Here is a 12,624-nt window from a genome sequence, read left to right as displayed (position 1 = left end):
CTCCTGAACTCCAGTGTAAAAAATCCTTGCGTTATTTTTAACGCGATTCATTTACCGTTGTCAAAAGGTAATTTGCTGGTTTAATCTAAAATTTCTCTATTAATCTCCCTAAGTCAGCTACGACCAAATCTGCTCCTTTGAGGTTTTCGGCTTCTCCGATACCGATAACCTGCATGCCAGCTGCCCTAGCGGCATCGATCCCAGCCTGGGCGTCTTCCAACACCAAACATGCTGATGCCGCTATCCCCAATGCGTCGGCGCCTTTTAAAAAAACTTCGGGATTAGGTTTGGAAAGCTGAACAGCATTCCCATCAATCAAGGCATCGAAATAACCGACAATTCCGGTTTTTTCAAGAATGCCCAACGCATTTTTACTTGCCGAACCAAGAGCAATTTTAATTCCTCTTTCCCGCAGTTTTTGCAATAGTTCCAAACTTCCCGAAAGTAAATGTACTGGACTAAGCTGATCGATCAATTCCAGATACCAATCATTTTTCTGCTGCAGCAATGCTTCTTTTTCGCTTTTAGACTTCTCCAGTCCAGCCCATTTCAAAATCAGCTCCAGAGATTCAACGCGACTCACACCTTTCAGCTGTTCGTTGTCAACCGTGCTGAACGAATAGCCCAAGCCTTCCGCTAATCGATGCCACGCTTCAAAATGGTAGACTGCTGTATCCACCAACACACCGTCCAAATCGAATATTACGGCCTTTACATTATTATAATTAATCATTGAAAAATGAATTCTATAGAATTTTATTTATGTTAAAACTTAAGCTCAAAAACCCTAGTCTCATAAGCTCCCAATTGTAGGATATTGCCTACCGGAATGGTTTCTTCTTTTCGGATAATGTCCAAATACGACTTTACGTTATTGTTTCTCTCCCTAAAGCGGTCCAATTTGAGTGTCTTGGTGGTATCATTGCAATTCATGACTACCATAACCGTCTGTTGTTCGTTGTAGCGGAAATACACATACACGCCATCTTCGGGCACATACTGCATCGTTTTACCAGTCTGTAATACAGTATGCTTTTTACGATAATTGGCTAGCGTTTGAACAAAAGTCCACATATCCTGCTCTGCCTTAGTCCGGCCTTCGGGGCTAAACTTATTCCTTTTGTCGCCCACAAAACCACCTTGAAAGTCTTCCCTTAGCAAACCATCGGGATTGGAGAAATTTTTCATCAGAATCTCCGCTCCATAGTATAACTGTGGAATACCTCTAGTCGTCATCAGCCAGGCCAGTGCCGATTTGTACTTCTGCACATTTTCCCCAACGACGGAGAAAAAGCGATCTTTATCGTGATTGTCCAGGAAAAGTACATTACGCTCAGGTTGCGGATACTGATAGTCGGAAGCCAAAGTTGCATACAATTTATTCACACCTGTAGTCCATTCGGTCTTTTGGTTAAGGGCCTCCCCTATAGCATAGTTAAGTTGAAAATCTGTTACTCCCATCAACTTGGAATCCACATCTTGGCCAACCCGCTTCCCGCCTAGGAAATAAGCTTGATTAGCAACACCATGGACCCACGTTTCACCAAAAAAGGTGAATTTTGGATACTCCTGCAGGATGCGGTCTGTCCATTGACTCATAAAATCAAGATCATTATACGGATAGGTGTCGATGCGGAATCCATCTATTGCCGCGGTCTCTATCCACCAGATATGACTTTGCGTCAAATAATTTTGAACATAAGGATTCTGCTCATTCATATCGGGCATTGTGGGAACAAACCATCCTTTGACCATTTTCTTTTTGTCGTCTGCAGATGCATAGGGATCAAAAACAGTTTGGTCTTTGTAGGAAGTCTGCGTGTAGGTCGGCCATTCATTGAGCCAGTCAGCCATCGGTTTATCCTTCACTGTCCAATGATAACTCCCTATATGATTAGGTACCACATCAAAGATCAATTTCATCTGACGTTTATGCAGTTCGTCGGCCAATTGTACATAAGTATCGTTGCTACCAAAACGCGGATCGATATGATAGGTTTCGGTATTGGCATACCCATGATAAGAAGCCTGTGGCATATCATTGGTCAACACGGGTGTCAACCACAACGATGTCACGCCAAGATCGTGTAGGTAATCCAGTTTACCGATAATACCTTCGAGATCACCACCATGACGCAGATACATCGAATCGCGGTTTAAGCTCATATCCAACATGCCCTTCACCTGATCATTTGCTCTATTTCCATTGGCAAAACGATCGGGCATGATCAGGTAGATCAAATCGGAACTGTTCACGCCTTGCGCTTTTACTTTTTGATCTCTTTGCTTCAACTCATAACGATGGGTCAGTTTCTTCTTTCCTTGACGAAAGGTAAACGTTGACCATCCTGGTTTGGCCGAGGCAGCTACCTTGACATCCAAAAACAGGTAGTTGGGATTTTCTACACGATTGACCTTAACAAGCTCTATACCTTTATCCTCTACCTCTACCTCGCTTTTACCTATTTGGGGCCCATAGACAACGAGCTGCAAGTTTGGATTTTCCATGCCTACCCACCAGTTTAAGGGTTCTACGCGTTGTATGGACTGCCCCATTAGAGGGATACATCCTACAAGTGTTAGCGCCAAGAATACTAGGGCAATCTTTCTCTTTACTTTTAACATGAGCTACTATTTTTTTGTCAACGTATAGGTATTTGCATTTAAATTCAACACAATATCGTAGGTACCCGCGCTGGCAACAGCGATATTTGCGCCACCAGCGGCTAGTGTTCCATTTGCACCACCAAAATTGGTTCCCCAGTCGTGGTTTTTACGAAATTTAATCTCGCCTGCAGTCAAGCTTACTGTGAGTTTCCAAACCTGATTGGCGTTATCGTATTTCATATCCGTATCGGCATCCCATCCCTTCGGTGAGGCACTACCAATAATACCCCAGCTATGGTCTTTGTAAGAAATGGTGTTGGCTGTTGTATTTACTTCCAATTCAAGATTACCGGCACGTGGAGCTTTTAAATTACCTCCACCATTAAAAGCGAGCTTACCATCTGCAGTCTGTCCATAGGAATTCGCCCAGTTACGTTCAGTCGTGATCTTAAATTCTGAATTTTCTTCCGGAAAACTAATTATTCCAGTATAAATCCCATTACTTGTCGGTGATACAATTGATTCAGCAGTGGTCGGATCCCATCCCTGATAAGATCCCGGAACATACAAATAGCTAGTCGAAGCAAAAGGGATCGCCTTCAAGCCAGCTAAAGCCGAATACACTACTGTAATTTTCGAATTAATACTCGACTTGAGACGTACATCAAATTCCGATACTGTTCCTGTTGGAACGCCAAGAGCGAGTAAATAGCTATTCAGTTCATAACCTGTAAAACCTAGCGCGGTACGACCACTAGGAATGACCACTTCCTTCACAGTTTTAAAATTGTCCCCTTTAAGTCCAAACTGAAGTACATTCGTTACCGCTGCCTGAAATCCAAAATCAGCGGGCACTACTGCAAGGTGCAGCACCGTATCGCCTGCATTATCTTTTGATAAGGCGATGTCATTTTTATCGAGGCTTAAACTGGCTGGCTGTATGCCCTCACCGCTCGCCAATATGGCGCGGGTCTCGTCTTTTTTACAACTCTGGAATGCCACCATAAGTAGCAGCAGAATTCCAATATAGTGTCTAATTTTCATCTGTTTGATTTATATTTTCAATAGCTGATGAAAGCAAGGTTCAATCGTCAGCCGCTTATGCGCAGACCAATCTGTATTGCCCAGTTTCATCAGTCAACAATTGTCTATTACAGGAATTGATTAATTATATCCTGGGTTTTGTACCAGGTTCGCGTTCGCAATAATATCCGAAGCGGGAAGTGGGAACAGTGTTCTATACCCAGCAACTGCCTGGCCTGCGAGCACACCACCCTTAAAAGGCCAGAGATAATTATCACCTGTAAATTTGCCATAACGGATCAAATCCGAACGTCTAAATCCTTCCCAGTATAATTCTTTCACACGTTCATTTAAAATACCATCTAACGAAAGGTTAGCCAAGTTGCCACTGTTGTTGTCATAGGCACGCACACGCAATTTGTTTACATAGTCGAGTGCTTTCGCCACAGTACCACCAGCACCGCCCCGTAAAGTTGCCTCTGCATAGATCAGGTTCATTTCTCCCAAACGGATCAACGGAAAGTCAACAGATGCCACGAAACCTTCGGCCGCTGGAGGAGCAGTTTTACCATCCTTGTTCACATTACGGAATTTGGTAACTGCCAATCCCTGTTTATAAACAGCGATATCTTCAATTTTAACACTTGTATTTAAATGAAACATGGCACGTTTATCTGTTTCGCCAGAATAATCACCAAAAATAGTCGCAATATTATCACGAGTGCGATTTCCGGCCCAACCTCCACCCGGTACACCGAAAGATGTCGGATTCATTGTCGCATCTATCGCCGCATTGATTAGATATGTTGTCCCGCCTTTGCTCTGCGTCTTGGTCCCATCGTAAGGCAGGTAAAAAATAAATTCCGGATTGTTCACGTCATTGTCTGCATAAAACAGCTCCCGGTAATTGCTGCCCAAACTATAGTTCGAATTCAAAACTTTTTCCGAATACGTAATCGCTTCAGTATATTTCTTATTACCTGCTCCCAAATACACTTCAGCATTGAGGTATAAGCGAGCCAACAATCCCCAGGCTGCCGCCTGATCCACACGACCATAGACATTCTGTTTCGGAGCTTTTAGCTGACCTGCTACTTCCAATAGCTCTTTCTCCACATACGCAAAAAGCTCAGGCCTTTTAATCTGCGGTGGAGAAACTTTACCAACAGGGGTTTCCTCGGTTACAAATGGGGGATTGCCAAATAAATCAAGGAGTACCCAATAGTTATAAGCCCGCAAAAATCTCGCTTCAGCGCGATAATAAGCAATCTCCTCTTTATCAGTGTCCGAGATACCTCTTTCAGCCAATTTAGCATCTGTACTCTCTCTTAAGAATTCGTTAACGAGTGTGGCACTATAAACACAACGCGTATAAAGGCCCCGCAGCATAGGATTGCTGTCATCAAAATTCAGATAATCTAACCCACTGATGCCTGGGTCATTCAGCCATGCACAAGCAGCCTCATCCGTTGTCAGTTCTTGTGCATTCCAAAAAAGACGCAAAAAATCAGACGTGCCGGCATCCAATCCACCCAGATCGGAATTATTAGGTCCCGAAGTACTGGTGAGGGTCAATGATCCATATAATCTTGCAAAAGAGGAAGTGTACCCCTGAAAATCCTTATAAGCAACATCTGCGGTAACATCGTTGGTCGGTTTTAAGTCCAAATCCTTGTGGCAGCTGCTCAATGCGACAGCAAGCAAGCAAACGCCTATATATTTATTTAAATTTTTCATTGTCATATTGTTTAAAAACTTACATTAACACCCACCACGTACGTTCTTGGTCTGGGATAGAAACGGTCATCTATACCATTGGATATTTCCGGATCAACCCCTTTATACTTGGTGATCGTAAATACATTCTGTACCGTTGCAGAAATAGACATCGAAGCATTACTGTTTCGGATAAATTTTCCAAGATTGTAACTCAGATTGACGTTATCCATTTTCAAAAACGAAGCATTCTTGATATAGTAATCACTTTGCAGCTGTTTAAGCAAGAAATTGGTGTTCAAAAAGTCCACCGGTGCATTGTTGATAACCAATACTGCCTGATCACTGACATTCGCACCACTACCTAGGTTGGAAGAAACATTATCGTACACATAGTTATCTAGGTTAGCACGCAAAACGGTTGTTGCAGACCATTTTTTGTAACTATATGCTGCAGTAAAACCTAAAAGATATTTTGGTAAAGGTGATTTATACAGATAACGATCGTTATCGCTGATCACCCCGTCCCCATTACGGTCAACATAGACGCCTTCAACAGGATGCCCTTGTTCATCATATACTTGCTGGAACACATTAAAACTATTTGGCATGAAGTTCACTTTATGTGCCTGAATATTGCCACCTGTCCCCCCACGGATACCACCAGTCTCGACGATAAAATTCGGATCATCGCTCTGTGTCAGGTTTGTCACCTTGCTTCTGTTGTAAGTCAAATTGAAACCAAGATCCAACGATGAACTTTCAGTTTTCACGGGGACATAATGCAAGTTAAACTCCAAACCCTGATTTTCCATATTGCCAACGTTGGTCAACAGGAAATTGCTAAAGTTTGATCCTACAGGAACTGGAATGGTACTGAGCAGGTCTTTGGTCTTCTTGGAGTAATAGTCTATGCTACCATAGAATAAATTGTTGGCAAAACCAAAATCGACTCCGGCATTATAGGTCGTTGTACTTTCCCAACGGATATCTTGATCATAGGCAACAGGAGAATTCAAATAAAAATATTCATCACCAAAGCGATACATCGATTCATTGCCACTAATGGTATAATTAGGTAGATAAGAATAATTGGCGATACCATCTTGCTGTCCCGTTTTTCCATAACTTAAACGAATTTTCAATTCTGAAACTGAAGCGACTTCTTTCAAAAATCCTTCGTTCTTTGCCCGCCAGGTAAATCCAACAGATGGGAAATAACCCCAACGGTTGTCAGGACTAAAACGTGATGAACCATCGGTGCGCAATGTTCCGGACACAACATAGCGATTGTCGTAAGTATAGATCAAACGACCATAATACGAGATCAACAGATTTTCAGGTCTATCAAACGGCCGTGTTGGCTCATTTAGGATCTTATCACCTTCTGCATTTGTACGGTTAAAATTATAAACCTTACTGCTATTTTTATAGTAGCCATACCCCAATGTTGCGTCAATATTGCTTCTTATTGCCGGCAGTTCTTTGTCGTATTTGAGGTAAAACTCAAGGGTTTTATTGTTGATATCGGTTTTATATTGGGTTCGCTCACCACCCTCGTTAAAATTACGTGCAGCGATCGCTGGCGTGAATGTGTTGCCTTTTGAACGTGCCAGATCGTATCCGACGTTTAAGTTGGCATGCAGCTCTGGCAGGAAGTGAAAACTATAATCCACTTTCGCATTTCCAATACTTCTAAACACATCGCCATTATCTTTGCGTAGGTCCAATAAGGCCAAAGGATTTCGCGGTGCATTGGGATTAGGTTTTCCACCCTGAATCCACTCGTAGTACCCTCCAAAACTATTTTTATCATCTACATAGACCGGCTGTGTAGGATCAAACTGAATGGCTGTACCGATTGCATCCTGAGTCGCGAATTTAGATTTTGACCACGTACCACGTACATTCACATCCAATGAAAGATGATTGTCCAGAAATTTTGGTGTTAAGGCCAATGCAGCAGTAGTTCGCTTCAAGTTATCATTTTTTAGTACCCCATCCTGATTCATATATCCCGCAGAAATACGGTAGGGCATATTTCCTGCCTTCGAAGCAATGTTAACGTTATTGTCTGTGGTAAATGCATTGCCATAGATCACATCCTGCCAATCGGTATTGGCTGTTCCTAACAGTTTTTTCATGGCATCACTGCCATTTGTATTGACATAGTCACGGATTTGATCAGCGTTGAGTAGCTTTACTTTATTGGCTACGGTAGCCAGTGAATTCTGTGTCGAGAAGTTGATCTGCGTGCCCGAGCGACTGCCCTTTTTTGTTGTAATCAAAATAACACCATTCGACGCTCGCGAGCCATAGATGGCTGTGGCATTGGCATCTTTCAATATTGTAAAAGTCTCAATATCATTTGGATTAATCAAACTTAACGGGTTTGCTACCCCAGAGACCGAACCACCAGCCAATGGAATTCCATCAACAACAATAAGTGGATCGTTGCTGGCATTCAATGAAGCCCCTGTACGAATACGGATTGTACTTCCTGCACCCGGTTGCCCACCACTGGTGGTGATCTGAACCCCCGGCACTTTACCCATAATCAGTTGCTCGGGCGAAGTGATTTGTCCCTTTTGAAAATCCTTGGCACTTACTGTACTGATGGATCCCGTCAGTTCGCTCTTCTTTTGTGTACCATAACCAATCACAACAACTTCCTCCAAAGCACTTGTATTGGACTTCAGGTATAAGCTTAAAGGATTTCGTCCCTCCTTTACCTGAATCAACGTATCCAAAGTCGCATAGCCGACCATACTCACCTTGAGACGCAATTTCCCCGTTTGAAGTCTATCCAAGCTAAAATCCCCATTCGCTGTAGTAGACAGCGATCTTTGAATATCTTCGAAGCGCACTGTGGCACCAACCAAGGCACTCCCTTTTTGGTCCATTATTCGCCCTTGAAGCGTAGCCTGTTGGGCTATTGCCGAAGCACTTACCCCAAGAAGCAGGTTCAAGGTCCAAAATGGACGTAATAGCTGTTTGTTCATAAAATAACTGTTTATTTATTTAGTTTTGTTTTGCTTATCAATTGGTATTGGCCTGGCAAGAGTGTCAATGTTGACTGACCGGACCAGTCGAATTCTTTTCCCGTAAAATTATCGACCCAATGCTTTTGTAGTGCCTGTGGCAATGCAAATGCAGTACTTTCTACCCCAAAATTGCCTAGTACGCCTACTTGTTGTCCTTCCTTTTCCAGTACAAAATATTTAACCGCATCCTTCATCGCCGATGTGACGACTGTCCCGTTTTGGAAAATGCTGTTTTTGGTTTTGAAACGAGTGAGTTGCGCATAGGTCTCAAAGAGCTTTTTGCGATCGTCTTGTTGGAGATAGCTCCACAACAAAGGCTTTTCACCTGTGCGGCCATTTTCATCGATAGAAACATCATAACCGTATTCACCAAACTGCCAGATCATCTTAGGTCCTGGTGAAGCCAATAGAAACACAGCTGCCTGTTCCATACGTTTTAGTGCAGTACCTAGATTCTTGATGTTATAGCTGCCCGATGAGTTTCCATAATTTAAGCACTTAAACAGGAGTCTCTGCTCGTCGTGACTTTCCATATAAGACACAAAAGAAGGCTGTGCCATGCCGTGACCGGAAGCAAATAATCTTCCGAGATCAGAACCATTGTTGGCGGTCCATCCCATCGCCGCTTCGTTAAAGGCATGATTCATATTATTCCACAGCAACATGCCCGATTGCGCCAGTTCCATTTCTTCCTGATCGCCACCGAGATGTTCCAGAATAATATAACACGACGGATCAATGTTGCGAATATGCTGCTGGTATTGCTTCAAAATGGCTACACGCGATGCATCATACGCATTCCAGGCAGCTAAATCACTTTCTGACGTACCCGAATTTTTCTGCGTAAAACCTTTGGATAAGTCGAATCGGAAACCATCGATTTTATATTCCTGCATCCAATAAGTCAACACATCCTTCACAAAATTCTGTGTATAAACACTTTCGTGGTTAAAGTCGAAGCCTACATTAAACGGATGCTTAGCAACCGTATTGAACCATGGGCTGCTTCCAGCTACATTACCCTGCTCAAAATAAAGCTGTACAAGTGGCGACTGACCAAAAGCATGATTAAAAACAACGTCCAAAATAACGGCAATACCGTTTTCGTGACAAGCGTCGACATAGGCCTTGAAGTTATTTTTCAAGCCATAATATTTATCCAACGCACGATGAAAAGAAGGATTATAGCCCCAGGTGGAATTTCCTTCCGATTCTTGAACAGGCATCAATTCAACAGCATTCACCCCTAAGCGCTTTAAATAAGACAAGGAATCCTTGAGTGTGGTATACTGATGCTGTTTGACAAAATCGCGGACTAACAATTCATAAATGACCAAGTCACCTTCGACAGGCTTCTTAAATGCTGCTGTATTCCACGAATACGACTTGGCCGGAAGATCCAATACCCCCACAATTCCTTGTGCACCTACAGGATAAGCAGGTACAGCACCCGCCATCAATCCAAGTGACGCATCGTTTTGTGGGTCAAGGATCAATTCGGCATAGGGGTCGGCAATATAAAGTTGACCATCCACCAAGAATTGATACGTCAGTTGTTTGGAGAAATCGACATTTGATACCGTGGTCCACCAGGTTTTACCATCCGGTGTCTGACTCATCGCATACGCGGGCAAAGCTTTATAACCGTTAAAATCGCCCAATACATAGACACTTCTTTTAGAAGGGGCTGTCAATGCAAAACTAACTTGTCCTTTTTGCTTACTGATCGTCGTTCCGTTAGGACTAACTCCTGCTGGAAGTACTGCAATAGCTGGCTTAGCCTCTACAAATAATGCAATTTTGGTCATCGTCACCTGACCATCAGTTTCAAGGCGTGCTTCAAGTTGGTGCAATCCATCGCTTTCTAAGCGGAGGGATCTTTCCAGCGACTGAACGGCATCTGCCGCGGCGATTTGCACGCCATTGTCCCAGATACTAATTTTTCCCGATTGCGTTGCTTGAACTTTCAGCTTCACGCTTTCACCAGCGGTATATAATTGATCCGTTGCAATGGGATCTGTGGGTTGCAATGCGGGCGACACAAAACGAATAGCCTCTGCATTGGTCGCCACAAGAGGCAGAAATAAATCCGAATTATTTTTGTTTCTTTGGACCACCGATCCATCACCATTGCGGACTAAAATTGCTATCTGACCAAATTCTCCTCCATTATTCAGGTGAAAGAATTTAGCGGGAGTAAATGTGAAGGTATATAAACCAGCAGCAACAAATTTAAGTTTATAGGTGTTTTCATTGTTCGACCAGTCTGTTGCCACATGTTGCCAGCCGCCCCCATTGACAGAAATCAATCCAGCGTGTAAGTAGAGATCGGCTGTGCTACCTTTTAGCGCAGCATTTCCTTTCGAAAGATCAAATTGCAACGTGATTTCCTGATCCCAAAAGATAAATGGGGCGGAAAGATGTACCAAACCAGATTCCTGCTGTTCAATAACAGGCGGTTGCTCGACATCCACGATATCTTTTTTATTTGCACATGATGATAAGAGGATAATCAGCCAGAAATATCCTATTAAACGAGAGATATGCTTCCCCATCGATAATTAGCTTTACTTGGAATCTGATACTGGGAACGTTCCCGATATCAAGGCAAAAAGAAATCGCTTGTTGCGATTTACTGGATTTCCCTATCCAATAGTTATATACAAATTGATTATTTAAATACTTCCGGGAATGTTCCCGAAAGTATTCAAAGCTAAATAATGGGATAACAAAAAACAAATATTTCTTTTCTTATTTCAGACTAGATTTTTGAAAAATAAGCTGGGAATCAAGATAAACCGAATTAGCAAACTTATTATTTTCGGGATTATCCATCTTTTCCAATAGGTATTTTGTTACTAATTCGCCCATTTCATAGGCTGGCTGCTTCACTACGCTCAGTGCAGGATCAATCAGGTCGGCTATATCCAGACAAGAAAAACAAATGATTTTGAGATCTTCAGGAATACGGATTCCGCGCTGCTTGGCGACGCGTATACTCGAAATGGCAAGGCGCTCTACAGCGGCAAAGATGGCATCGGGTTTTTCCTGTTTGATCAACCTGGCAATAGCTTTCATATTTTGATCGGCATCGTTAACCGTATCCAGAATAAGTTCCGTTCTAATCGGAATTCCAGCTTCCTGTAACGCTTTTTCGTAGCCATCTTTACGCACCTTACCTATGGAGACATTCGGATTGATCGCGAGATAAGCAATCCTTTTACAATCGTTATCGATCAAGTGTTTAGTTGCCAAGTAAGCAGAATCAAGGTCATTACCTGTGATGTATCCGCCCTTCCAGTCGTCATATGCACGGTCAAAAAACATAACCGGTATTCCCCTTTCAGCCAAAAGCTGCAAATGCGAATGATCTTTACCTTCACCTGAAGCTGAAATAATAACACCATCCACACGTCCATTGGCCAATGAGCGGACAATTGAGGCCTCGTTTTGGACCTGATGATCCGTGACGTAAATTAACGTATGATAACCCTTAGAGCGTGCCACAGCCTCGATTCCTTTGATTGCCTGCGAGAAAAATTTATTACCAAATTCGGGAATAATAATTGCGATGGTCAGACTTTTATTTGCTTTCAGACTGCTTGCATAGACATTGGGCGAAAAACCAATTTCTTCGGCCATGGCCAATATCCGGGCTTTGGTCGCCGGATTAATATCCACATTGTCCCGAAATGCGCGGGAAACGGTCGATTTTGACAAGCCGAGTTTTTTGGCAAGATCTACTATTGTTAATTGCGACATATCAAGATTCCCTTTGCTGTTCGAATGTAATAATTGTTGGGTACAAATAAAGCAATTATCTCTCCAGAATAGCAAATTTTCTTTTTGTCCTCTTTGTTTTAAATCAGCGGGCCATGTTTTTTTATCTCCCGATAAGAAAAGCGATCTAGTGATCAAATCGTGTGAATAATCTCTTCAATATACTCGCTTTCGACAGTTAACCGTCAGCAGAACAACTTGTTTTGCATGGCCTTTTTTTGCCTATATCCCTAATGCTGTTTTCGGGTCGTCTTCGTATTGTTCGTATCACCTTCGGATGTGGACAATCTTGCTACGGTTATTGATCGAAAGTTGACCAGATAATTCCTGGTCAGAGTCTGGTCAATAGCTAGTCAATAGCTGTGCCATATCTGTATTGCATCCGAATAAGGTACGAAGCAGGTACGAATCTTTCCCCACTATTTGATCAAAAAATTGTGAGCGGATGCTTAAC

The 12,624-nt window shown here is 42.7% G+C and carries 7 protein-coding genes; all 7 read right to left on the bottom strand.

All coding sequences use genetic code 11. The annotated features are described in order from the left end of the window. Positions 1 to 85: 85 nt before the first annotated feature. The 7 genes from pgmB to B3E00_RS05810 all read right to left on the bottom strand — a co-directional run bounded on the left by pgmB (position 86) and on the right by B3E00_RS05810 (position 12,152). Entirely contained in the window at positions 86 to 733 is a 648-nt protein-coding gene (gene pgmB, locus B3E00_RS05840) for a beta-phosphoglucomutase (RefSeq protein WP_293937638.1), read from the bottom strand. 32 nt (positions 734 to 765) lie between these two features. After that, positions 766 to 2,625: a glycoside hydrolase family 13 protein gene (locus B3E00_RS05835; protein WP_293937636.1), complete on the bottom strand. Its 1,860-nt coding sequence runs from the start codon at positions 2,623 to 2,625 to the stop codon at positions 766 to 768. A 6-nt stretch (positions 2,626 to 2,631) separates the two neighbouring features. After that, positions 2,632 to 3,651, bottom strand: a complete 1,020-nt coding sequence (locus B3E00_RS05830; protein ID WP_293886647.1) for a SusE domain-containing protein — start codon at positions 3,649 to 3,651, stop codon at positions 2,632 to 2,634. A 120-nt stretch (positions 3,652 to 3,771) separates the two neighbouring features. Further along, positions 3,772 to 5,367: a RagB/SusD family nutrient uptake outer membrane protein gene (locus tag B3E00_RS05825; RefSeq protein ID WP_293937633.1), complete on the bottom strand. Its 1,596-nt coding sequence runs from the start codon at positions 5,365 to 5,367 to the stop codon at positions 3,772 to 3,774. 11 nt (positions 5,368 to 5,378) lie between these two features. Beyond that, positions 5,379 to 8,348: a SusC/RagA family TonB-linked outer membrane protein gene (locus tag B3E00_RS05820; protein WP_293886650.1), complete on the bottom strand. Its 2,970-nt coding sequence runs from the start codon at positions 8,346 to 8,348 to the stop codon at positions 5,379 to 5,381. 11 nt (positions 8,349 to 8,359) lie between these two features. Beyond that, on the bottom strand, positions 8,360 to 10,945 hold the full coding sequence (locus tag B3E00_RS05815) for an alpha-amylase family glycosyl hydrolase (protein WP_293937630.1): 2,586 nt from the start codon (positions 10,943 to 10,945) through the stop codon (positions 8,360 to 8,362). Positions 10,946 to 11,141: 196 nt separating this feature from the next. Beyond that, entirely contained in the window at positions 11,142 to 12,152 is a 1,011-nt protein-coding gene (locus B3E00_RS05810) for a LacI family DNA-binding transcriptional regulator (protein ID WP_293937627.1), read from the bottom strand. Between the last annotated feature and the right edge of the window lie 472 nt (positions 12,153 to 12,624).

Source organism: Sphingobacterium sp. UBA5996 (genome assembly GCF_002429765.1).
Taxonomy (GTDB): Bacteria; Bacteroidota; Bacteroidia; order Sphingobacteriales; family Sphingobacteriaceae; genus Sphingobacterium.
The sequence above is the reverse complement of the archived record's forward strand: the minus strand, read 5'-3'. Positions and strand labels throughout refer to the sequence as shown.

Bases quoted from the DNA above. Each gene is read 5' to 3' on its own strand.
- B3E00_RS05815 (WP_293937630.1), bottom strand. From the start codon at position 10,945: ATGGGGAAGCATATCTCTCGTTTAATAGGATATTTCTGGCTGATTATC.
- B3E00_RS05825 (WP_293937633.1), bottom strand. From the start codon at position 5,367: ATGAAAAATTTAAATAAATATATAGGCGTTTGCTTGCTTGCTGTCGCA.
- B3E00_RS05820 (WP_293886650.1), bottom strand. From the start codon at position 8,348: ATGAACAAACAGCTATTACGTCCATTTTGGACCTTGAACCTGCTTCTT.
- B3E00_RS05835 (WP_293937636.1), bottom strand. From the start codon at position 2,625: ATGTTAAAAGTAAAGAGAAAGATTGCCCTAGTATTCTTGGCGCTAACA.
- pgmB (WP_293937638.1), bottom strand. From the start codon at position 733: ATGATTAATTATAATAATGTAAAGGCCGTAATATTCGATTTGGACGGT.
- B3E00_RS05810 (WP_293937627.1), bottom strand. From the start codon at position 12,152: ATGTCGCAATTAACAATAGTAGATCTTGCCAAAAAACTCGGCTTGTCA.
- B3E00_RS05830 (WP_293886647.1), bottom strand. From the start codon at position 3,651: ATGAAAATTAGACACTATATTGGAATTCTGCTGCTACTTATGGTGGCA.